The organism is Acinetobacter sp. GG23, from assembly GCF_057766365.1.
This window is the reverse complement of the sequence record NZ_JBYMDJ010000006.1, coordinates 201366-223490: the sequence shown is the minus strand read 5'-3', so window position 1 is coordinate 223490 and position 22125 is coordinate 201366. Positions and strand designations below refer to the sequence as shown.

General features: G+C 41.5%; 20 protein-coding genes and 1 tRNA gene. 12 read left to right on the top strand and 9 right to left on the bottom strand.

What is annotated here, in order from left to right; genetic code table 11:
• The 3 genes from AC3CAU_RS11735 to AC3CAU_RS11725 all read left to right on the top strand — a co-directional run.
• On the top strand, positions 1-204 hold a 204-nt coding region (locus AC3CAU_RS11735; protein WP_488368488.1), incomplete at its 5' end, for a substrate-binding domain-containing protein.
• A 27-nt stretch (positions 205-231) separates the two neighbouring features.
• On the top strand, positions 232-915 hold the full coding sequence (gene modB, locus AC3CAU_RS11730; RefSeq protein ID WP_424621229.1) for a molybdate ABC transporter permease subunit: 684 nt from the start codon (positions 232-234) through the stop codon (positions 913-915).
• A 1-nt stretch (position 916) separates the two neighbouring features.
• The gene (locus tag AC3CAU_RS11725; protein WP_424621231.1) at positions 917-1558 is read left to right on the top strand and encodes an ATP-binding cassette domain-containing protein; all 642 of its coding nucleotides are present in this window, start codon (positions 917-919) and stop codon (positions 1556-1558) included.
• Between the two features lie 107 nt (positions 1559-1665).
• Here AC3CAU_RS11725 and AC3CAU_RS11720 read toward each other — a convergent pair whose 3' ends face one another.
• The 6 genes from AC3CAU_RS11720 to fahA form a co-directional block, all read right to left on the bottom strand.
• Positions 1666-2052: a carboxymuconolactone decarboxylase family protein gene (locus AC3CAU_RS11720; protein WP_131289657.1), complete on the bottom strand. Its 387-nt coding sequence runs from the start codon at positions 2050-2052 to the stop codon at positions 1666-1668.
• Between the two features lie 203 nt (positions 2053-2255).
• A complete protein-coding gene (locus tag AC3CAU_RS11715) occupies positions 2256-2903 on the bottom strand; it encodes a 3-oxoacid CoA-transferase subunit B (RefSeq protein ID WP_131217023.1) in 648 nt (215 codons plus the stop codon).
• Between the two features lie 3 nt (positions 2904-2906).
• The gene (locus tag AC3CAU_RS11710) at positions 2907-3608 is read right to left on the bottom strand and encodes a CoA transferase subunit A (protein ID WP_447052831.1); all 702 of its coding nucleotides are present in this window, start codon (positions 3606-3608) and stop codon (positions 2907-2909) included.
• Between the two features lie 57 nt (positions 3609-3665).
• On the bottom strand, positions 3666-4241 hold the full coding sequence (locus tag AC3CAU_RS11705) for a VOC family protein (protein ID WP_447052832.1): 576 nt from the start codon (positions 4239-4241) through the stop codon (positions 3666-3668).
• 21 nt (positions 4242-4262) lie between these two features.
• Positions 4263-4913: a maleylacetoacetate isomerase gene (gene maiA, locus AC3CAU_RS11700; protein ID WP_424621126.1), complete on the bottom strand. Its 651-nt coding sequence runs from the start codon at positions 4911-4913 to the stop codon at positions 4263-4265.
• Positions 4900-6216 (bottom strand): fumarylacetoacetase, encoded by a 1317-nt coding sequence (gene fahA, locus AC3CAU_RS11695; RefSeq protein ID WP_447052833.1) that lies wholly within the window; start codon positions 6214-6216, stop codon positions 4900-4902. The genes maiA and fahA overlap by 14 nt, the downstream gene beginning before the upstream one ends.
• A 386-nt stretch (positions 6217-6602) precedes the next feature.
• Here fahA and AC3CAU_RS11690 point away from each other — a divergent pair, with 386 nt between their 5' ends.
• A complete protein-coding gene (locus AC3CAU_RS11690) occupies positions 6603-7382 on the top strand; it encodes an IclR family transcriptional regulator (protein ID WP_447052834.1) in 780 nt (259 codons plus the stop codon).
• Between the two features lie 514 nt (positions 7383-7896).
• On the opposite strand, the gene AC3CAU_RS11685 is transcribed toward AC3CAU_RS11690, so the two are convergent.
• A tRNA-Gly gene (locus AC3CAU_RS11685) sits at positions 7897-7972 on the bottom strand.
• A 63-nt stretch (positions 7973-8035) separates the two neighbouring features.
• Positions 8036-9457, bottom strand: a complete 1422-nt coding sequence (gene cysS, locus AC3CAU_RS11680; protein WP_447052835.1) for a cysteine--tRNA ligase — start codon at positions 9455-9457, stop codon at positions 8036-8038.
• 213 nt (positions 9458-9670) lie between these two features.
• On the opposite strand from cysS, the gene AC3CAU_RS11675 reads away from it, so the two are divergent.
• The 8 genes from AC3CAU_RS11675 to AC3CAU_RS11640 all read left to right on the top strand — a co-directional run bounded on the left by AC3CAU_RS11675 (position 9671) and on the right by AC3CAU_RS11640 (position 18102).
• On the top strand, positions 9671-10648 hold the full coding sequence (locus AC3CAU_RS11675) for a KpsF/GutQ family sugar-phosphate isomerase (RefSeq protein WP_131217009.1): 978 nt from the start codon (positions 9671-9673) through the stop codon (positions 10646-10648).
• Between the two features lie 3 nt (positions 10649-10651).
• Complete coding sequence (locus AC3CAU_RS11670; RefSeq protein ID WP_447052836.1) at positions 10652-11191, top strand: KdsC family phosphatase; 540 nt, start codon at positions 10652-10654, stop codon at positions 11189-11191.
• A gap of 41 nt (positions 11192-11232) precedes the next feature.
• Entirely contained in the window at positions 11233-11781 is a 549-nt protein-coding gene (gene lptC, locus AC3CAU_RS11665) for an LPS export ABC transporter periplasmic protein LptC (RefSeq protein ID WP_131217005.1), read from the top strand.
• Positions 11765-12331 carry a lipopolysaccharide transport periplasmic protein LptA gene (lptA, locus tag AC3CAU_RS11660; RefSeq protein WP_131217003.1) on the top strand — a complete coding sequence of 189 codons (567 nt, stop codon included), beginning with the start codon at positions 11765-11767 and terminating at the stop codon, positions 12329-12331. The genes lptC and lptA overlap by 17 nt, the downstream gene beginning before the upstream one ends.
• On the top strand, positions 12331-13077 hold the full coding sequence (gene lptB / locus AC3CAU_RS11655) for an LPS export ABC transporter ATP-binding protein (RefSeq protein ID WP_447052837.1): 747 nt from the start codon (positions 12331-12333) through the stop codon (positions 13075-13077). Before lptA ends, lptB begins: the two co-directional genes overlap by 1 nt.
• A 161-nt stretch (positions 13078-13238) precedes the next feature.
• Entirely contained in the window at positions 13239-14780 is a 1542-nt protein-coding gene (locus AC3CAU_RS11650; protein WP_447052838.1) for a TolC family outer membrane protein, read from the top strand.
• A complete protein-coding gene (locus tag AC3CAU_RS11645) occupies positions 14777-16915 on the top strand; it encodes a type I secretion system permease/ATPase (protein ID WP_447052839.1) in 2139 nt (712 codons plus the stop codon). The genes AC3CAU_RS11650 and AC3CAU_RS11645 overlap by 4 nt, the downstream gene beginning before the upstream one ends.
• Positions 16912-18102, top strand: a complete 1191-nt coding sequence (locus AC3CAU_RS11640; protein ID WP_131216995.1) for an HlyD family type I secretion periplasmic adaptor subunit — start codon at positions 16912-16914, stop codon at positions 18100-18102. Before AC3CAU_RS11645 ends, AC3CAU_RS11640 begins: the two co-directional genes overlap by 4 nt.
• Before the next feature lie 338 nt (positions 18103-18440).
• Here the strand turns inward: AC3CAU_RS11640 and AC3CAU_RS11635 are convergent, their stop codons facing one another.
• Positions 18441-22025, bottom strand: coding sequence for a SwmB domain-containing protein (locus AC3CAU_RS11635; RefSeq protein WP_447052840.1), 3585 nt, complete (start codon positions 22023-22025; stop codon positions 18441-18443).
• Positions 22026-22125: the final 100 nt, after the last annotated feature.

The following is a 22125-nucleotide window of genomic DNA, read 5'->3' as shown; positions in this document are numbered from 1 at the left end:
TATAAAACAGATGCACTCATCAGCCAGAAAGTCAAAATAATTGGAGTTTTGCCGGGCAATTCCCACAGCCCGATTGTTTATCCACTGGCTTTGACCAAACAGGGTGCAAAAAATAAAGAAGCCCTACAATTTGAACAGTTCATAAAAAGCAGTTACCCAGCTAAAAGCATTTTCCAGCAATATGGCTTTAAGCTGAAATCCTAGGCAGATGCAACAGGAGACAGCGAACCCATGTTCAGTCCCGAAGAACTGAGTGCCTTATATCTTTCGGCAAAAGTCGCCTTATGGGCAACGGTCACGAGTCTGCCTCTTGCTATAGCTATGGGCTGGTATTTGGCGCGTTATGAATTCCGGCTGAAGTTTCTGGTCGAAGCGTGTTTACAATTGCCGATGGTCTTGCCGCCTGTGGTTTTGGGTTATTTGCTTTTGGTTCTGTTTGGCAATAAAGGCTGGATCGGACAATATCTGAATGCAATGGGGATTGAACTGGCATTTAACTGGAAGGGGGCAGTACTGGCTTCGATGATTGTGGCGTTTCCATTGATGGTGCAGCCGATTCGCCTGTCTTTTCAATTGATTAATCGGCAATTGGAACAGGTGGCCGGTTCATTGGGAGCAAGTCCGTTCAGGGTATTTTGCAGTATTAGCCTGCCTTTGGCGATTCCCGGAATTGTGATTGGCAGTATTTTATGTTTTAGCCGAAGTCTGGGTGAGTTCGGTGCCACCATTACTTTTGTGGGAAATATTCCTGATGAAACCCGCACCATTCCTATTGCGATTTATTCATTTCTGCAACAGCCGGATGGTGAAAACATGGCAATGCGTCTGGTTGCCTTGTCCTTGGTTTTGGCATTTTCAGCTCTGATTGCCAATTATTTTATTTTGCAAAAGTATCAACGTAAATTGGGAGGCTGATATGTTGAAATGTGATTTTCAATATCAACAGGCTGATTTTTTATTAAAGATCAAACTAGAAGTGCAGCAAACGTTATTAGGCATCGTCGGGGCATCAGGAAGTGGTAAAAGTACATTTCTAAAAAACATTGTTGGGCTGTTGCAACCTCAGCAGGGTTCCATCCAGTTTAATCAGCGTATTTTAGTAGACACAGAGCAAAAAATTTATGTACCGATGCATCAACGTAAAATTGCTTTAGTTTTCCAGAATGCCTTGCTGTTCCCACACATGAATGTACAGCAGAATCTACGTTATGCAGAAAAATTAGTAGCCAACTTGGAAGGAAAATTTCAGTTTGAAGAAGTGCTGGAATTACTGGAATTACGACCCCTGATTCAGCGTAAAGCACATCAACTTTCAGGCGGGGAAGCACAGCGTGTGGCGATTGGCCGTGCCTTATTATCTTCACCGAATTTATTGTTACTGGATGAGCCTTTAACCGGATTGGATAGCAAACTAAAACAGCAGATTTTACCGTTTTTAAAACGGATGAAAGATGAGCTGGATTTGCCGATGATTTATGTGACTCATCATCTGCAGGAACTGGAATATTTAGAGGCAGATATTGTGCAGTTAAATCAAGGGCAACTACAGAATAAGTAAAATCCAATATCTAAGCGGTCATCTTACTTCATTCAATAAAAAATAAAATAGCCTAAGCATTTTAAATCCTAAGATACTCAAGCTATCGCCATAAAAATTAAAATAAATTATTCAGGTTTTTGATATTCATTAATGACTTCAAGTGCGGCACGAAAGGCTTCTTGGGTTGCGGGCGCGCCACAGTAGGGCAAGCTGTGAAGCAATACTTCCTGAATTTCTTCTACCGTCGCCCCGTTATTGAGTGCACCACGGACATGACCCTTAAGCTCAGTTGGGCTTTTTTGTGCAGTTAAAAATGCAATGGTAATGAGTGAGCGGTACTTACGTGGCAATACGCCTTCACGTTGCCAGGTTGAGCCCCAGGCATGTTCATTTATCCAGTCCTGCAAGGGTTGAGTAAAGGGCACAGTATTGTCTTGCGCACGTTTTACGAAAGATTCGCCCATGACTTCGGTACGAACTTTTAAGCCATTTTCAAAATCTTGTTGTGACATATTTTTTTGCTCTTTCAAGGTCTATAAAAAAGAAGTGATCAAAGTTTATTCCCTAATCACGTTCATGCGTATAGTTTTATGGTCGTAGCTCAATTGGAATTTTAATTACTTTCCTACGACGTGTATTTTAATGAATTATTGAGTATTCAAATACATAAAAGCAGCCGAAGCTGCTCTAATTTTCACCTGACTATTTTTAAATATTAAGCTGCATTTAATTCAGTGGTGATCAGTTCCACACCTGTGGCTGCCTGAATCTGTTCAAGCGTGACATCTGTTGCCAGTTCAATCAGTTTGATGCCATCAGCCGTAATATCCATCACGCCTAAATCGCTAATCACCCGGTTGACCACACCTTTTCCGGTTAAAGGCAGGGTACACTGATTGACGATTTTCGGGCTGCCGTCTTTGGCATTCTGTTCCATCAGCACCACTACTTTTTGTACCCCAGCAACCAGATCCATGGCACCGCCCATACCTTTGACTTTTTTACCCGGAATCATCCAGTTGGCCAAATCACCCGTTTCTGATACTTCCATCGCGCCTAAAATCGCGATATTGACATGACCGCCCCGGATCATGGCAAAGGATTCTGAACTCGAAAAAAATGCTGCGCCGGGGCGAGCCGTTACGGTTTGTTTACCGGCATTAATCAGGTCGGCATCGACTGTTTCCGCTGTGGGAAATTCATCAATGCCCAATAAGCCATTTTCTGACTGTAACCAGACATTGATGCCTTCAGGAATATAGTTGGCAACCAGAGTCGGCAAGCCAATCCCTAAATTTACGTAGAAGCCATCTTCAAGCTCAAGCGCAGCGCGCTGTGCCATTTCATTGCGTGTCCAAGCCATGATTTAAGCCTCCACTTTTAAAGTCATTTGTTCAATGCGCTTTTCAGGCGTTGCATTGACGACGATACGGTTGACGTAAATACCTGGTAGATGGATATCATCAGGATCGATCTCTCCAATTTCAACCAGTTGTTCAACCTCAACTACAGTGAACTTACCTGCAATAGCACATTCAGGATTGAAGTTGCGTGCAGTTTTACGGAATACCAAATTGCCGGCCTTGTCTGCTTTATAGGCTTTCACCAAAGCCACCTCAGCAGTCAGGGTGTTTTCCAAGATGTATTCTTTGCCATTAAAAAAACGACTTTCTTTACCTTCAGCAATTGATGTACCAACACCAGTTTGAGTGAAGAATGCGGGAATACCTGCACCGCCAGAACGTAATTTTTCAGCCAGGGTACCTTGGGGAGTGAGTTCGACTTCAAGTTCACCATTTAAATATTGACGTTCAAATTCCTTGTTTTCACCGACATAGGATGAAATCATTTTTTTGATTTGTTTGGTTTGCAATAATTTGCCCAAACCAAAATCATCCACGCCAGCATTGTTGGAAATACAGGTTAAACCTTTCACTCCGGTTTGTTTTAATGCATCAATCAATGCTTCAGGAATACCGCATAACCCAAAACCGCCTACGGCTAAAGTTTGGTGATCTGCGACAATACCGGCTAATGCTTCTTGTGCACTGGCAACGACTTTATTCATGACTCAATCTTCCCCTGATTTTTTAGATCAATCGCCTAGTTTTTTTTAGATCAATGATTAGGAATCCACTTTTGTAAGAGCAGTGGCTTCGTCCAGTTCATCTGCATGCAAGAAATGGGTATGATGGGGTGCACGTTTACTTCGGCTCCACTGTTCCAGCATGTCATATTTCATTTCTTCCGTGATCATGGCGATTTTTGCCGGTGCTTTTTCATCGTCATACGCCAACTCCAGACGGTGACCATTTGGATCGAAGAAGTAGATTGAATGGAAAATACCGTGATTGGTGATGCCCAATACATTGTTGCCATTGGCTTCTAGATGTTCTTTTGCCTCAAGCAGTGCTGCACGGTCTTTTACTTTTAATGCAATGTGCTGTACCCATTTTGGCGTGTTTTCATCACGGCCCATTTCCGGTTGGGTCGGCAATTCAAAGAAGGCCAAAACGTTGCCATTACCGGCATCTAAAAATAAATGCATGTAGGGGTCAAAGGCTTTGGTTGAAGGGACATAGTCTTCAGCAAAGGCTAAAATGAAGTCCATATTGAGGTTCTTTTTGTACCATTCCACGGTTTCTTTGGCATCTTTACAGCGGTAAGCCACGTGGTGAATTTTTTCGATTTGAATCGCCATATAAATATCCTTATTTAAAATTTAAGCTGCATCAGCTTGCGCTTCAGGCGCAGCGTTCTGGAATGCAGAGAGCGTATTACAGTGCTGGTAAATCGCAGCAATTTTAGGGTAGGCTGCTAAATCAATATTGAAACGTAATGCGTTATACACTTGTGGCACCAAGCAGCAATCTGCAAAAGTGGCTGTTTCGCCAAAGCAGAATTTGCCATTTGAATCTTTAAGCTGGACTTCTAATCCGGCAAAACCGGTTTCAACCCAATGCTTGTACCAAGTAGATTTCTGTTCATCCGACACTGTTAAAACGTGGGATAAATATTGCAAAACCCGTAAGTTGTTGAGTGGATGAATATCGCAGGCAATGCTTTGGCTAAAGGCGCGGATCAAGGCACGTTGTTCAATGTCCTGCGGCAATAAGGCTGTTTCTGGATGCTGTTCTTCTAGATATTCCAAAATGCTTAAAGATTGGGTCAGGATGAAGCCACCTTCATGTGCATCCTCAACCCAAGCAGGTACAAGTTCACTCGGATTAATCTGACGGTATTCAGCGCTGTGCTGCTCACCGCCATTTTTAAGCAAATGCACAGGGATAACTTCAGTTTCCAGACTTTTTAAGTTCAAGGCAATCCGTACACGGTATGCCGCAGAACTTCGAAAGTAGCTATACAGTTTCACTGAGTTGCTCCTCGGCAGTATCGGCAGCGAAGTCAAATTCAACCGCAGGCAGCACGGTACCAGACACTTCACCGAAACCGATGCGTAAGCCATCTTTTTCACAGTAGCCTTTCATGGTCAATGTGTCGCCATCTTGTATAAAACTGCGCTGTTCGCCATTGGAAAGGGTCAGTGGCTTAGTCGCATTCCAGGTAATTTCCAGTAAAGAGCCATAAGAGTCAGGTGTAGGACCAGAAATCGTACCTGAACCCATCAAGTCACCGACTTGGACATTACAGCCAGCAATGGTGTGATGGGTTAACTGTTGAGACATCGACCAGTACATATATTTGAAATTGGTTTGGCTGATCACGTCAGCTTTTTCGCTACCTTCAGCCTGAATTTCTACAGATAGGTTAATGTCATAACTGTTGTTTAAATGATCTTCACACAAGTAGGCGAGAGGCTTTGGTTCCTGGACAGGTGAGCTGGTTTTAAATGGCTCAAGTGCTTCCATGGTCACAATCCATGGCGAAATTGAAGATGCAAAAGTTTTTGCATTGAATGGGCCTAAAGGTACGTATTCCCATTGTTGTAAATCGCGTGCCGACCAGTCATTAAATAACACCATGCCAAAAATATGATCCCAGGCATTTTCAATGGAGATGGGTTCACCGAGTTTATTGGGCTTACCCACAATGAAACCGGTTTCAAGTTCGAAATCGAGTTTGCGACAAGCCGAGAATACTGGACGATCACTATTTGCAAGTTTGATCTGACCGGATGGACGCACTATATTTGTACCACTCACGATCACAGAGCTGGCACGACCGTTATAACCTACAGGTAATTCTGACCAGTTGGCCAAGAGTGCATTTTTAGGATCACGGAACATGCAACCGACGTTGGTGGCGTGTTCTTTCGATGAATAGAAATCGGTATAGCCTGGAACATGGACTGGTAAATGCAGCGTTACATCTGCTTGTTTAAAGAAAGCTTGCTTACGTAATGCTTCATTATCACGTAATGTTGCATTCTCTGCAGATAAAATATCTTGAAGTTCTGCACGAACCTTAGACCAATTGGTTTTTCCGGATTCAATGAACTTGTTCAATGTCGATTGATTGAAATAAGTTTCGTCTGGATTGATTTTCAAGAAGCCATTCGCCTCAAGAGCAGCAAGATCGACCACCCACTCGCCTAATGCGACACCCACACGACGTTCGCCTTCAGCTGATTCACTAAATACACCAAAAGGTAAGTTCTGGATGGGGAAATCCGAATCCTGTGCGACCTCAATAAATGATTTTAATTGACCTGTCATGTAAACGTTCCTTGTATTGAAAGGGAGTAATGTCCGGATATTGCTTTACTCATCGAGTTTTAAAAATTATCCACCTAACCCAGACTTGGGTTTTGAATGCTTTAATTTTATTTTTCATTTAAAAAACAAATGATTAATGAAATTAAAAAAACTTATATAACGTATTGCTAAGCTGTCTTGATTTTTGCTATTCCTTTTATAATACTTATTTTATAAAATTACGCAATATATAATTTAATTATGAATAACGTAACTTTGATTAAGTTTTAGATCATCAAGGGAAAAGGGTAGCCTCAGTCGAAAAGCCATTTTTTCTTGTGTAATGCTTTGAAATTGACTAGCTTCGAGTAGAATGCTGGTCATTGCAGTTAAGAGTTTGAAAACCAATGTCAGAAGAAAAAACACAAGCTGGGGTTCAATCTTTAGAAGTAGGGTTGACGGTACTTGATGCGCTGATTGCCCATCGAACCCCCATGATGCTGAAAGAACTTGCTGAAAATTTGTCGATGCATCCTGCAAAAGTTCATCGTTATGTCGTGAGTCTAGTTCGAATGAATTACGCCAGACAACTGGGTGATGGACGATATGCACTCGGGGAACAGGCGTGGCGTTTAGGTTTAAGTTGTATTCAAAGAACCGATACGATTCAGGCGGCTCAACCGATGATTTACGATTTGCACCGCAAGATTGATTGCGGTTTACAGATCAGTAAATGGACCTCTCAGGGACCATTGATCGTGCAATGGATTGAACCGAATCAACAGGTTTCGGTCATTACCCGAGTTGGTTCAATTATGCCGTTACTGAACTCAGCAACCGGTCGTACCTATGCTGCATTCATGGCGGAAGATATTGTTCGACCATTGATGGAACGTGAATGGCAACAGAAACAGGCACTCAGTCAACAGGTTTATCCTGCCAATTGGGAAGAGTTTCTGGAATTGAAACAAAGCATCATCCAGCAAGGTGCTGCGACAGTTTCAGGCGATATGCTGGTGGGTGTAAATGCGATCTGCGTACCAATTTTTAATAGCCATGGCGAGATTGAGTTTTGTATTGCAGCGTTAGCAAGCGACTTACATCTTCCTATTGATTTTGAACACGAAAGAGTTAAAGCATTGAAGGAAACAGCAGCAGCTTTAACTCGTTACATTACTCAAGACTAAAGCTAGGTGATCTGTACTTTTTCCTTGGGTTAGGTGATTGACTGTTCAGGTAATTGACTGTAAGGAAACAGGGGGGAGTACTGAACGACTTGAACAAGTTTTTCTATGCTTGGTAGATTTTTTTGGTGTGAATGGCGGTATTTGGTACAACCATTACACTGACCATTACCCCATTTAATATTTATTTAAATCAGTTGACGCAGTTTATTGGAATTTCACCGACGCAATTTGCTTTGTATTCAATTTTAAGACCGTCATGAGTAATGATCTAAATTTATGTTCAGCTTATTTTGCAGTATTTGTGGTGTTTCGGCTGGGATGCCATTAACTTAAGATCATTAATATTTTATTGAATGTAAATGCATTCTGGTGAAGGGGAGTGCAAAAATAGAATGCCTGTTTTGGTCGTATGCGTGCCTTGAGTTAAAGCAGGGATAAAGGATTGAGATTAAAACTATAAAAATAACGATATAAAAAAAAAGCCCTGATCAATGATCAGGGCTTTTTCGTATTCTGGAGCGGGAAAGGAGACTCGAACTCCCGACCCCAACCTTGGCAAGGTTATGCTCTACCAACTGAGCTATTCCCGCAATGGTTGTGAATTATAGAGAATTTAACGAAACTGTCAACTCTTTATGCTTCCAAATGTTTAATTAATCAGCACGACGCCAGATTGTACCTTGACGTGTATCTTCCAAAACTACACCTTGATCGAGTAAAGACTGGCGAATTTCATCGGCTTTGGCAAATTCTTTGGCTTTTTTGGCCTCAACACGTTGTTGAATTAAATCTTCAATTTGTTCTGCAGTTAAATCTAAAGTTTCCTGACCAATATCGGACTTTAAGAAATCATTCACATTATGTTGAACTAATCCAAGAATATTGGTGAGGTGGCGTAAAGTTGAATAGTAAAGCGTTGCCTGTTCTTGGTTTTCATCTTTTACCGCACGATTTAATTCTTTGTTGATCTCAAAGAGTACTGCAATCGCTTCAGAGGTATTGAAGTCATCACGCATTGCTGTATTAAAACGTTCAACTAAAGTTTCATCTAAATTTTCCACCTGTTTGTCACCATACACTGCTTGATAAGCTTTGAATGAATGGTAGAAACGAGAAAGGGTATTTTTTGCTTCTTTCAGGGCAGTATCCGAGAAATTCACTGGACTACGGTAGTGTGAAGACACAATAAAGTAACGGATCACTTCAGGATGAAATTTATCCATCACATCACGGATAGTGAAGAAGTTGCCTAAAGATTTAGACATTTTTTCGCCATCAACATTAATGAAACCGACGTGCATCCAGTAGTTTACATACTGCTCACCCGTTGATGCTTCACTTTGTGCAATTTCATTTTCATGATGCGGGAAGGTCAAATCCGAACCGCCACCATGAATATCAAAATGATTGCCTAGGCAGCAAGTCGACATGGCTGAACATTCAATATGCCAGCCTGGGCGACCATTGCCCCAAGGTGAAGCCCAAGATGGTTCATTTTCTTTGGCATGTTTCCACAGCACGAAGTCAAACGGATGTTTCTTTTCAACTTCGACATCGACCCGCTCAGAGGCTCCGGCTTGCATATCTTCCAGTTTGCGACCAGAAAGACGACCGTATTTGGCAAATTTTTCAACCTGGAAATACACATCACCATTACTCGATGGATAAGCCGTACCTTTATTGACTAAATTACCAATCATGTTTTGCATTTGATCAATATAGTCAGTCGCACGTGGTGCTTCATCTGGGGCTAAGCAACCCAAATTTTTAGCATCTTCATTCATCGCTTGAATAAAACGATCTGTTAATGCAGTAATGCTTTCGCCATTTTCATTGGCACGTTTAATAATTTTGTCGTCAATGTCAGTAATATTACGAACATATTTTACCTTCCAGCCTTGACTGCGCAAGAAGCGAATAATGTAGTCAAATGCAACCATGACTCGAGCATGTCCAATATGACAATAGTCATATACGGTCATACCGCAAACATACATATCGATATGTCCCTCCACACGCGGAACAAATTCTACTTTTTTACGTTGCTCTGAGTTATATAGAACAAAAGGTTGCATAGGTCTTCAAAAGGCTAAATATAAGATGGCTCATCTTAACCTAAGCATTTTTTTTCATAAAGTTTTATACGCTTTTTTTATATACGTGTGAAAAGTTATACATTTAGAAACGTGAGATTTGCATAGATATGATAAAATTGCGAAAATTATTTTTGCTTGAATAGAGTCAACGCTTTACAGCGTTAAGGTAAACCTACTTTGAACCCACCAAATATGCCAAATCAAATAGATTTCCAAAAAGTCGCCTTAGAAACTTTGCGTATAGAAGAACAAGCGCTAGAAATATTGGCGACGCAAATTGATGACCGTTTTAGTCATGCATGCGAAATTATTTTGCATTGTCGAGGGCGATTAGTCATTACCGGGATGGGCAAATCGGGTCATATTGGCCGTAAAATGGCGGCCACCTTTGCATCTACTGGTACACCCTCATTTTTTATGCATCCAGGTGAAGCAGGGCATGGCGATTTAGGTATGCTGGTACCGGGTGATGTTTTGATTGCAATTTCAAACTCGGGCAAGAGTGATGAAATTATGATGCTAATGCCATTAATTAAGCGTTTGGAAATTCCGTTAATTACCATTAGTGGTGATGACAAAGGACCAATGCCGCAAAATGCAGACGTGGCTTTAACCTTGGGTAATATTCAGGAAGCTTGTCCGCTGGGTTTGGCACCTACTTCAAGTACTACTGCGACTCTAGCCTTGGGTGATGCACTGGCTGTCGCTTTGCTTGATGCACGTGGTTTTACTGCGGATGACTTTGCCATGTCACATCCAGCGGGTGCATTGGGTAAACGTCTGTTATTGCATGTCAAACATTTGATGCATACCGGTGCAGAATTACCCAAAGTATCTCCAGATACACCAATGAATCAGGTTTTATACGAAATTTCAAACAAACGCCTAGGTTTAACCACAATTGTAGATCAAAATGATGTTCTACTGGGTATTTTTACCGATGGTGATTTACGTCGCCTAATTGATAAGCAACAAGGTTTTGATGTGAATTTGGCGGCGTCGGAAGTGATGATTAAAAATCCTTTAACCATTTCGCAAGACGCTCGCGCTGTTGAAGCTTTAGAGCGAATGAACGAAAAGAAAATCAATCAATTTGTTGTTGTAAATGATGTAAATAAAGTCATTGGTGTCATTAGCATGCATGACTTGATTCAAGCTGGGGTAAATTAACAAATGGCATCTTATATTTTATTGGAACAGGCGCGTCATATTGAAGCTTTGGTTCTTGATGTCGATGGTATTTTAAGTGATGGCTTTGTGACACTCACCAATACTGGGGATGAAATTAAATCTTTCGATATTCGTGATGGCCTGGGTATGAAACTTGTACAGCAAGCAGGTGTCAAAGTCATTATTATTACTGGACGTAAAAGCAATATTGTTGAAAAGCGCATGTCTGATTTAGGTGTAGACTTGGTTTTTCAAGGTCGTGAAGATAAAGGTACTGCATTGCGTGAAGCATGTGCACAATTGAATGTTGCTCCAGAAGACTGTTTATATATGGGTGATGATTGGCCTGATCTTTCTGCATTTGCCATTGCAGGCATGAAAGTGACTGTGCCGAATGGTCATGTCGAAGTCCGTCGCCGTGCAGATCTGGTGACTCAGGCAATGGGTGGCCGTGGTGCGGTACGTGAAATCTGCGATATGATTTTGATGGCCAAAGGGGCTTACCAAACGCTTCTTGAAAAATATACGTCTATCCCACATTAATAGTTAAATAATTCATTTCATTTGAGTTAAGTACCACACTTATGGATACAAAAGTTTTATACGTAACTGCTATAGCCATTGCAGCTATAAGTGGTGGTTACTACTATTACAGCGGTAAGGGTAATAAACTTGAGGTTGATTCAGCAAGGAGTATGACCTATTCTGCTGAAAAAATTAATCTTACCCAAACTGATGATAATGGTAATTTGCATGTTCGTGCTCAGGTCGATCGTCTTGAACAGGACATGCAAAAACAAACCTCAAAACTCACCAATCTAAATGCGTCTATGTATAAAAATGGTGCTGTAGATGCCACTTTTTATGCCAAAGTCGCAAATGGTTATGATGATAATGAACGCGTGGTTTTGTCTGGAGATGTGTTGGCGGTTAAGTTGATGCAACAGGGCAAAATGCAGTTTCGAACCACAGAGTTGACTGGATACCCTAAAACTCGTGAAATCGAAACCAATAAACAAGTAATTGTGCAATCTCCGCAAGCTGAATTTGTAAGCCAAGGTCTGAAAGCCAATTTTAATAACGGTCAATACGAATTTTTTAATATTCGAGGAAAATATGAACCAGAATCTTAAGCTTACATTTTCTAAAACCTTGCTTCAGCAAGCAGCTTTAGTCGGTTTGGTTGTATTCTCATCGGCAACGGCATTTGCCATTCCTTCTGACAGAACTCAGCCCATCTCCCTGGTGGCTGATCGGGCAACCTATAATGAAAAGACGGGTGTGACAACTTATAGCGGTAATGTCATCATCGAGCAAGGCACAATGAAATTGCAGGCCAATTCAATTATTGCCAATCTGAACAGTCAAAAAGAAATCAGCACGATTACGGCAACAGGCGGTCCTGCGCGTTTTCAGCAAAAAGTAGATGTCAATAAAGGTTTAGCCAAAGGGCAGGCACAAAAAATTCTCTATAATGCCCAAACCGGAATAATCACCTTGTCGGGCAACGCATTATTAGAGCAAGGTGGCGCAAGTATTCGTGGTAATACTTTGAAATATAGTATGAACAAGGGTGATATTGAAGCTACTGGTACGCCAAATAACACGGGTTCATCTTCAGGTCGTGTTCAAATTGTCATTCCACCTTCTAGTTCAAAATCATTCCCGGGAGCACGTGATTAATGGAACAATCGTTAAACCAACCACAAACGCTTTGTATTAAACATCTTGCAAAAAACTATAGTAAAAGATGGGTGGTTAAGGACGTTTCTTTCCAAATGCAAAGTGGGGAGATTGTCGGATTACTTGGACCAAATGGTGCAGGTAAAACCACGAGTTTCTACATGGTGGTTGGTTTAGTCCGAATGGATAAAGGCGAGATTCATTTGGATGATCTTGATTTATCCGATTTGGCCATGCATGAACGTGCCCGTAAAGGGATTGGTTATTTACCTCAAGAAGCTTCTATTTTTAGAAAACTGACCATTTCTGAGAATATTATGGCGATTCTTGAAACCCGTAAGGATTTGAACAAACAGCAACGCCAACAGCGTTTAAGTGAATTGCTGGCCGATTTTAAAATCAGCCATATTAAAGATTCTTTAGGGATGAGTGTTTCAGGTGGTGAACGCCGTCGTGCCGAAATTGCTCGCGCTTTGGCTGCTGATCCTAAGTTTATGTTACTCGATGAACCTTTTGCCGGGGTCGATCCTATTTCTGTAGGTGATATCAAAGACATTATTCGAAATTTAAAAGATCGTGGAATTGGGGTGCTGATTACTGATCACAATGTACGAGAGACTTTAGCAATTTGTGAGCGCGCTTATATTGTCAGTGAAGGTGCAGTAATTGCAGAAGGAACGCCGCAAGAGGTGCTTGAAAATGAAACGGTGCGCCAAGTGTATTTAGGTGACGATTTTACGGTTTAAAAGTCTAAAAAATAATCAAAATAAAAGATGATTTTGTTAACAATAAATAACAGGATCATCTATACCTTATCATTATAAAAAATAACAATTAATTTATAAAAAAAGACGTATTTTTTACTAAATAAGTTAAGATATTTTTAAATGTAATTGTCACTTAAATAATGTTAAAAAATCAATCTAAATTAGTTTTGCTGCAACACTTATGTAAGAGGAGCATACAATGCCTGATATGTATTGTGCCTCTACAGATAGGCTATGCATATGCAGACGGTTCAAAAGAGTTTATGCAATCGGTCAAGTCTGGGATCAGCCAAATTTTTGTTCCTAAGCCCGATGAAAACTATAATAAAGCTGATATTCAAACCCTTAGTAACTTTCAATTAGATACCTCAAAAGTTCAGGAATTACCTGTAATACAGCGTTCTGATCAGACACATACTTTTTCTAAAAATCAGCCCGTATATCAGCCTGTTAGCCAATTAGGTTTCAATGAAACCATTCTTCGGGCATTACAGCGCAGTCCAGATGTTTCACAGAGTGTTTCGGTTTTAGCTGGACAGGGGGCTTATATTGATGTTGCCAAAGCCGGGTATTATCCCCAGCTTTCAGGTGGATTATCCACCGGAGACTTAAGTTCGGGTGAACGTGGGCATCAGCTCATCAGTCTGAATGCCACCCAGATGCTCTACGATTTTGGCAAAGTGAAAAGTGGAGTTGATATTCAACAGGCAAAACTTAGCGCTGAACAGGCCAATGTTTTAGTGAGCATAGATAATGTAGCTTATGAAACTGTGAATGCGATTGTGAATATTAAGCGTTATCAGGAAATCACCCAAATCGCACAGCAGCAGATTAATGGCATTTCACGCATTGCTGAAATTGCCAATTTAAGGGCAAAGGCCGGGATCAGTACCCAGGCAGATCCCGTTCAGGCACGTGCAAATTTAGAAGCCGCACAAGCCAATTTAGTGGTACAGCAAACCCAGCTGAGAAAATTTCAACAGAAATTGCGCACATTATTGGGTGCAGATGTGACAGGCCAGGATTGGTCTATTCCAGAGCGTGTGGTGAGGGATTCCGATTTATACCGTGATCCAGAATTTAACAAGATTCCGAGTATGATTGCGGCACAGGCCGAGGTCCAAGTTGCTAAATTTCAAAAGCAACAATCAAAATTAAGTAACTATCCAACGCTGAGTGTTAAGGGTTCACTTAGTCAGGCCTTGAATGGCCGTAATCCCAATAATAATGAAGATGATGGGATGTATAATTCCATTATGCTGGAAGCGAGCAGTAATCTGTATCAGGGAGGAGCAAAAGCATCCCAGACCCGCGCTGCCAGTTATGCCGAAGAAGCGGCAAAAGCAAAGGTCAATTCAGTCTATTTGGATGTGCTAGATGAAATCCGGCTATTACGTGAAGAAATCGAAAATAAGCAAGGTTTAATGGGTATTTTGGTTGCGCGTAAGGAAACTACCATTCGTACCCGAGAGCTGTATCAGGAGCAATATAAACTCGGGACACGCTCAGCGGTTGATTTGCTCAATGCAGAACAGTCCATTCACAGTGCAGCTCAGGAAATCGAAAATGCACGTTATGACATTTATGACGCAATTGTAAGATACATTAATGTCACAGGACGTTCTCGTGATCTCTATGAGCTTAATAATATTCCAATCCAGGGGTTTGAGATTCAGCCATGAATAATAAAAACAATTATCAGCCGTGGCTTCAAGCGGTACTTACGATTGCCAAACATTACCGTATAGAACCATCTGAAGAACGTATCCGTTTACAGCTTGACTGGAATTCCAACCAGAATGTAGATGACATCATGACATTAATTACGCGCCAGGTCGGTATGAGTTTGCGTAAGTCTACATTTAGTAAAGATTTAATCAATCCGTGGCGCCTACCTGTTGTGGTGGAATTTAATGATGGTCAGGTCGGTGTTGTTGGAAAAGTTGATGCTGAAGGTAATGCCAATGTCCAGTTGAGTGGTGATCAGGGACTTGCCCAGACTTTAACCCTAGATGTGCTGCAATCCAATATTCGTCAGGTCTATATTCTTCGACCTGAAAAATCCGTACCAGATGCGCGGGTGGATGAATACATCAAACCTTATGAAAGCAGCTGGTTCTGGTCAATTGTGTTACGTGACTGGAAACGTTATATCGATGTGATGTTTGGCTCCATGATTGCCAACATTTTAGCCTTGGCGACTGTTGTTTTTTCCATGAATGTCTATGACCGGGTGATTCCGGCCCAATCTATCCCCACTTTATGGGTACTGGCTGGTGGTGTACTGATTGCTGCAATTTTCGAATTCAGTTTGCGGGTCGCACGAATTTATCTGTCTGATATTATTGGTAAACGTGCAGATTTAAGAATTTCAGATCGAGTTTTTGGTCATGCTTTAAGAATAAAAAATAGTGAGCGATCAAAATCCACAGGTACCTTTATTTCACAGATTCGTGAGCTTGAGGGCGTGCGTGAACTGGTGACATCAACCACAATATCAGCCATTGCCGATTTACCTTTCTTTCTGCTGTTTTTGGGGATTTTCTGGCTGATTGGTGGCAACCTGTTTTGGGTGATGCTTCTGGTGGTGCCTTTAATGATCCTGCCTGGAATTTTGGCACAAAAACCTTTGGCTAAACTGGCCAGTGAAGGAATGCGTGAAGGTGCAATCCGCAATGCCATGCTGGTTGAAGCAGTACAAGGGATTGAAGATATCAAGCTGTTGCGTGCAGAAGCCAAATTCCAGAATCAGTGGAATCACATGAATGAATCATCGGCAGATATTTCAATGCGTCAACGCAAGATTGTGGGTGTCATGAACGCTTGGACCCAGAAAATTCAGGGTTTGACCTTTGCCATTGTAGTGCTTGTGGGTTGTTTTGCGGTGATGAAAGGGGATATGACCACGGGTGCTTTAGTGGCTTGTTCGATGTTGTCTTCACGCATGCTTGGGCCAATTGCGCAAATTACCGGTGTACTTGGTCGCTGGCAGCAAGCCAAAGTGGCTAAAAATGGACTGGATGAGTTAATGAAGAAACCGGTGGATCAGCCGGACCATGCCCACTTGATTCATCGTCCGGCACTAAATGGTCATTATGAATTGACGGGCATGACCTTTAAATATGGTGAAGATGATCCAAAACCAAGCCTAATGATTCCAAATTTAGAAATCAGATCGGGTGAAAAGATTGCGATTCTTGGGCGTAATGGTGCAGGTAAATCGACCCTGCTGCAATTGTTGTCAGGCATGCAAACTCCCGTTCAGGGCAAAATTAAACTTGACGGTGTTGAGCTGAGCTTAATCGACCCTTCGGATGTGCGCCGTGATATGGGGTTGCTGAACCAGAATGCACATTTATTCTTTGGTTCGGTACGCGAAAACCTGACGCTTGGCGCGCCTTTAGCCAGTGATGAAGAAATACTGAATGCCTTGAAAATTACTGGTGCAATTCATTTTGTGCAGGAGAAAAAAGAAGGCTTGGATCATATGATTCTTGAAGGCGGTATTGGTTTTTCTGGTGGTCAGAAACAGGCACTGTTACTGGCACGTTTACTGATTCGCCAGCCAAATATTCTGCTGCTGGATGAACCAACAGCATCAATTGATGATGTATCAGAAAAACAACTGATTGATCATTTGAAATTATGGCTCGGTCAACGCACCCTGATTGTTGCAACACACCGCCGCGCAGTACTGGAACTGGTAGATAGAATTATTGTGGTGAATGATGGCAAGATTGTAATGGATGGACCTCGTGATCAGATTCTCAATCAAAATCAGTCACAGCAACGTCAGGTTTCAGGAGCTAACTCATGAGCGCGAAATCACAGCATCTAAAAAGTACTATTAAAGTTACTGAGCTTGAACCGCCCTTACCTAAAGCCAGTTTGTTTATCTGGATTATCTGTTTAGGATTAGTCACCTTATTGCTATGGGCATGGTTCTTTAAACTTGAAGAAGTGTCTACGGGAAGCGGTAAAGTTGTGCCTTCTTCAAAAGAGCAGACCATCCAGTCCCTTGAAGGTGGTATTTTAACCAAGTTAAATGTTCGTGAAGGTGAAATTGTCAAGCAGGGACAGATCCTGGCTCAGCTCGATCCGACTCGACTTGAATCTAATGTTGGTGAATCAGCTTCATTGCTGATGTCTTCACGCGCCACTTCAGCACGTTTAAGAGCAGAAGTGAACGGAACGCCGCTTTCTTTTCCTGAAGAAGTTTTAAAAGACAGTAAACTGGTGAAGGAAGAAACCGCACTCTATAATTCACGCCGTGCCAATTTGGATGAGTCCATAGCCGGTCTACGTCAGGCGTTAAGTTTGATTGAACAGGAGCTGAGCATGACTGAACCGCTTGTGGCTAAAGGTGCTGCAAGCGAAGTGGAAGTTTTACGTTTAAAACGTGAAGCCAATAATCTGCGTAATCAGATGAATGATATTCGCAACCAGTATTATGTGAAGGCGCGTGAAGAATTATCCAAAGCCAATACCGATGTAGAAACACAGCAACAAGTGGTGAGAGGAAAGTCGGATACTTTAAGTCGTACGGTTTTTAAAGCCCCGATGCGAGGGATAGTCAAAGAAATTGATGTTATGACGATTGGTGGAGTTATTCCTCAAAATGGCAAGCTCATGACCATTGTTCCTTTAGATGAACAGTTATTGATTGAAGCGCGAATTTCACCACGAGATATTGCATTTATTCATCCTGGTCAGGAAGCTTTGGTTAAAGTTACGGCTTATGACTATTCCATTTATGGAGGATTAAAAGGCAAGGTCGCGACTATTTCGCCAGATACCATACGTGATGAAGTGAAGCAGGACCAGTTCTATTACCGGGTCTATATTCGAACCAATACGGATAAACTAATCAATAAAGCGGGTAAGCAATTCAGTATTACGCCTGGTATGGTAGCTACGGTGGACATTAAAACCGGCCAGAAATCAGTACTGGATTATCTGCTTAAACCGTTTAACAAAGCGCAAGAAGCATTACGTGAACGTTGATTAAAATAAGAACCTTGGTTTAAAAATCTTCTTTTTACAGGAGGTTTTTTATTGCTTGGATGAGTGGATGAAGTGTTTTGGTGATTTATTTAGCTCGGAACTGGGATAGTATTTTTCATTCCAAATCCCTTGGCCAAAGCTGACTTCCACTTGAACAGCAAACGAAGATCATCAAAGTTTTACTGATAATGATTATTATAGTAGTGATTGCATCGACTTGGTTTTTGACGCTGTAAATATTTGCCTAAGATAAAAAATCCCGCCGAAGCGGGATTTTTTATCTTTAGTATTGGATTTTCTAAGAAAAGATTTCGAAAAAACTTTTCTTATCTGGCTAATTAAATTTGATTATATTTAATTAAATCATCAAGAACTAAACTTGTACTGGTTGTATTTTGCAAAATAATCAGCTCTGTTGGCGCATAGCTTGGGTCTGTTACCAAACCATCACGATCGATTTTTACTACCGTATCGTCTCCACGCTGTTCGAGTGTTATATAATTTCCAAGATTCGATGCATTTACAGCCTGATCACTCAATAAAGCCGAAACATCAATCATGTCACCTTCAGCAGCATTAAAGTCAGTCCAAATATCGGTACCATTACCCCCAGTCGCATCAGTATTATTCAGTAAATAATAGATTGCAGTATCTGCTCCAGCACCGCCGGTCAGAGTGTCATTACCTGCACCGCCTTGTAACAGGTTATCTGTTGGGTCATCAGCATAGTTAATGATTTGATTTACGGTATCGATATTAATAGTCAAGTCTGCTGAAGCTGTTTCCTCATTCGTCTGTCCAGCATTGCGCGTTACGGTATAGTTGAATACCTCACTGATCGGAGTACCTTGTCCATTTAAACTATTAGAATCATAAATAAAATTACCATCATCATAGAGTTTAAGGACTCCATAGGTTCCCTGAATAAGAGTGAACTTACCATCTGCATCAGTTGAATTAAAAGTTATCGGCAAGCCATTTACTGCAGTTAATACACCATCCCCCCAGTTATCAGCCTGAGTACCATCTTCTGAGGTTTCCTGAATATTTCCTGTTGCACGGTACGTTTCTCCATTCACAACATATACTTCGGCGGTCGTTCCACCTAATATAGTTAATGGATTACTCAAAATTTCTTGAGCCACAATATCCAATAATCCATCGACAGTGGGTAAAACGTTACCTAATCCCAGAGTATTGAGTAATGTATTTATTGAACCTAACAAGCTATTCAATCCAGTTTCCAGGTCGGAACCTTCGAGTACCGTATCTAATAAGATATCTCTAACTAACGGTTCTACTAAATTATCAAATAATGCTTGGCCCGCACCATCTACACCATTCAATATTCCATTTACTAGACTGTTTAGGACTGTACCTAGTCCAAGCGTAGTTAATAGGAATCCTAATGCACCTTCTGCATTACCTGCAATTATGTCGCCTACAGATGTATTATTTAAATCACCCAATAATGAATTATTCAATAAAGGAGAGAGAATAGTATTAACAGCTCCGGTCAAGGTGCCTAAGGCTGGTATGTCAGTAGTTACCTCTAATAACTGGCTGAGTGTCAATTGTTCTAATAGCCCACGGGGATCAGCATCTGGGCCTGTTAAAGCTGTTTCTAGTAAGCCTAATATAGTATCGGACACCAGATCATTGACAGTATTGTCACCTAAGCTCGCTAAATTTACAGTAGCCAAAATATCTGCTAATTGTGAAGAGTCACCATAGATGGAAACTTCATAATTGCCTGCAGGCAAGTCACTAATGTCCAATCTCAGCCCTTGAGCATCTGCAACTCCCCCTAATAATTCTAATCCTAGTGCACCAGCAACTAATCCTCCTTGACTTGTATCTGCTGCTGCCACCTGAAACTCTTCACCAGTCGTCGTATTTCGTACTACGAAAGTGAAAGCACTAGCTAAGTCCACTAAATTATCTTGCTGTACAGCAATCACAACATCTTCTGTACCACTATCAATAGTGAAATTCATTACTGCTATTCTTGAATCTCCAGGAAGAACACTAATCAAATCTTGTTCATCTATTGTCGCAAGTGGTGTAGCTATATCAATAGACTTATTAAAGAGTAAGGCAGAAATCTCATCATTGGCTAAACTCAGTGGTAGTTCCTGATTATTCACTACACCATTTGGCAAATCAGCCGCATCAAATTCTTGCAGCACATTGCCGTCCGAATCCTGGATCCCTTGAGCATCTCCCGGCGTGCTGTCGCTATAGGTGACTTCAACGGTCTGGTTCGCGGAGATTTCAGGGTCAGTGATCAGGGTGATGATGCTGCCATTGATCAGAATGTCCGTCACCGGCACGACTGTACCATCTACAGTTACGGTGAAATCAGCTTCCAGGGGATTGGAACCGGAAACATCTTCATTAAAGCTCAGTTCGATATTGCCATTTTCATTGACTTCAGCATCGATCAGTACCGGTGCATCGACATCCGGATTCTGCTGCTCTGAGTTGTTTTCGACTCCGCCGACATCAACTGCATCAAATTCTTGCAGCACATTGCCGTCCGAATCCTGGATCCCTTGAGCATCTCCCGGCGTGCTGTCGCTATAGGTGACTTCAACGGTCTGGTTCGCGGAGATTTCAGGGTCAGTGATCAGGGTGATGATGCTGCCATTGATCAGAATGTCCGTCACCGGCACGACTGTACCATCTACAGTTACGGTGAAATCAGCTTCCAGGGGATTGGAACCGGAAACATCTTCATTAAAGCTCAGTTCGATATTGCCATTTTCATTGACTTCAGCATCGATCAGTACCGGTGCATCGACATCCGGATTCTGCTGCTCTGAGTTGTTTTCGACTCCGCCGACATCAACTGCATCAAATTCTTGCAGCACATTGCCGTCCGAATCCTGGATCCCTTGAGCATCTCCCGGCGTGCTGTCGCTATAGGTGACTTCAACGGTCTGGTTCGCGGAGATTTCAGGGTCAGTGATCAGGGTGATGATGCTGCCATTGATCAGAATGTCCGTCACCGGCACGACTGTACCATCTACAGTTACGGTGAAATCAGCTTCCAGGGGATTGGAACCGGAAACATCTTCATTAAAGCTCAGTTCGATATTGCCATTTTCATTGACTTCAGCATCGATCAGTAAAGGAGCGGTAGTATCTGGATTTTTTACACCTCCTACTTCAGCCGAATCGAAATCTTCCAGTACATTACCTTCCGAATCTTTGATGCCTTGATCATTATTTGGCGTACTATCTTGATAATCAACGATAACTTCTTGACCGTCGCGAATTTCTGGTTCAGTAACTAAGATAATCTTATCGCCCTCTACGATAATGTTAGTGACTGGAATTTCTTCTCCATCCACGATTACATTAAAATCCTCAGGACGTGGATTTGAACTGTTTATATTCTCATTAAAGCTTAATTCCAGCTGACCATTTTCATTAACAATTATGTCGGTTAATTTAGGTGGGGTATTGTCTCGACTTCCTGAACCAGAATCACCCCCAGAAGAACCTCCTGAACCTGCAGCAGCGGCTATAGCCCCAATCGCTAAAGCTCCACCCAACCATGGTAGAATTCCGGCAGCCATATTTGCGCTTTCGACAGTACCTTCTGTGAGTGGATGATAAAGGATAGTATTCAGCATTTCGCCATTTTGATCAGTAAACTCTGCCCAATATAATTTTCCTTCGTTCTCAAAAACAATTCGATTAGCATTCACCGGATAGTCGAAATAGTTTTCAATAATAATGCTTTCGCCATTTTTGAGGCGAATAACTGCAGAATTTCCTTGACGAGTAATAGTCGCTACTTCATCAATATTTGCACTAATCTGAATAACTGAATTTTGTGTTAGTTTTACAATATTATTATCAATATTCTGAATAACTTCTCCATTTTTCACAGATAATATTTTAATCGTAGCCATATCGAATCTCCCGCCTTTTTTATAAAGTATTTATTTCTAAAAATTAACCAAATTTAAATAACATTAAAATTGAAGATTGGGAATCGAGAAAAAATAGCTT

Excerpts from the sequence above, each read along its gene's own strand:
- AC3CAU_RS11710 (WP_447052831.1), bottom strand. The coding sequence starts at position 3,608 with ATGAATAAAGTCGTTGCCAGTGCACAAGAAGCATTAGCCGGTATTGTC.
- fahA (WP_447052833.1), bottom strand. The coding sequence starts at position 6,216 with ATGACAGGTCAATTAAAATCATTTATTGAGGTCGCACAGGATTCGGAT.
- AC3CAU_RS11675 (WP_131217009.1), top strand. The coding sequence starts at position 9,671 with ATGCCAAATCAAATAGATTTCCAAAAAGTCGCCTTAGAAACTTTGCGT.
- lptB (WP_447052837.1), top strand. The coding sequence starts at position 12,331 with ATGGAACAATCGTTAAACCAACCACAAACGCTTTGTATTAAACATCTT.
- AC3CAU_RS11670 (WP_447052836.1), top strand. The coding sequence starts at position 10,652 with ATGGCATCTTATATTTTATTGGAACAGGCGCGTCATATTGAAGCTTTG.
- AC3CAU_RS11720 (WP_131289657.1), bottom strand. The coding sequence starts at position 2,052 with ATGTCACAACAAGATTTTGAAAATGGCTTAAAAGTTCGTACCGAAGTC.
- modB (WP_424621229.1), top strand. The coding sequence starts at position 232 with ATGTTCAGTCCCGAAGAACTGAGTGCCTTATATCTTTCGGCAAAAGTC.
- cysS (WP_447052835.1), bottom strand. The coding sequence starts at position 9,457 with ATGCAACCTTTTGTTCTATATAACTCAGAGCAACGTAAAAAAGTAGAA.
- AC3CAU_RS11715 (WP_131217023.1), bottom strand. The coding sequence starts at position 2,903 with ATGGCTTGGACACGCAATGAAATGGCACAGCGCGCTGCGCTTGAGCTT.
- AC3CAU_RS11635 (WP_447052840.1), bottom strand. The coding sequence starts at position 22,025 with ATGGCTACGATTAAAATATTATCTGTGAAAAATGGAGAAGTTATTCAG.
- AC3CAU_RS11690 (WP_447052834.1), top strand. The coding sequence starts at position 6,603 with ATGTCAGAAGAAAAAACACAAGCTGGGGTTCAATCTTTAGAAGTAGGG.
- lptC (WP_131217005.1), top strand. The coding sequence starts at position 11,233 with ATGGATACAAAAGTTTTATACGTAACTGCTATAGCCATTGCAGCTATA.
- AC3CAU_RS11650 (WP_447052838.1), top strand. The coding sequence starts at position 13,239 with ATGTTAAAAAATCAATCTAAATTAGTTTTGCTGCAACACTTATGTAAG.
- AC3CAU_RS11645 (WP_447052839.1), top strand. The coding sequence starts at position 14,777 with ATGAATAATAAAAACAATTATCAGCCGTGGCTTCAAGCGGTACTTACG.
- AC3CAU_RS11640 (WP_131216995.1), top strand. The coding sequence starts at position 16,912 with ATGAGCGCGAAATCACAGCATCTAAAAAGTACTATTAAAGTTACTGAG.
- AC3CAU_RS11725 (WP_424621231.1), top strand. The coding sequence starts at position 917 with ATGTTGAAATGTGATTTTCAATATCAACAGGCTGATTTTTTATTAAAG.
- lptA (WP_131217003.1), top strand. The coding sequence starts at position 11,765 with ATGAACCAGAATCTTAAGCTTACATTTTCTAAAACCTTGCTTCAGCAA.
- AC3CAU_RS11705 (WP_447052832.1), bottom strand. The coding sequence starts at position 4,241 with ATGGCGATTCAAATCGAAAAAATTCACCACGTGGCTTACCGCTGTAAA.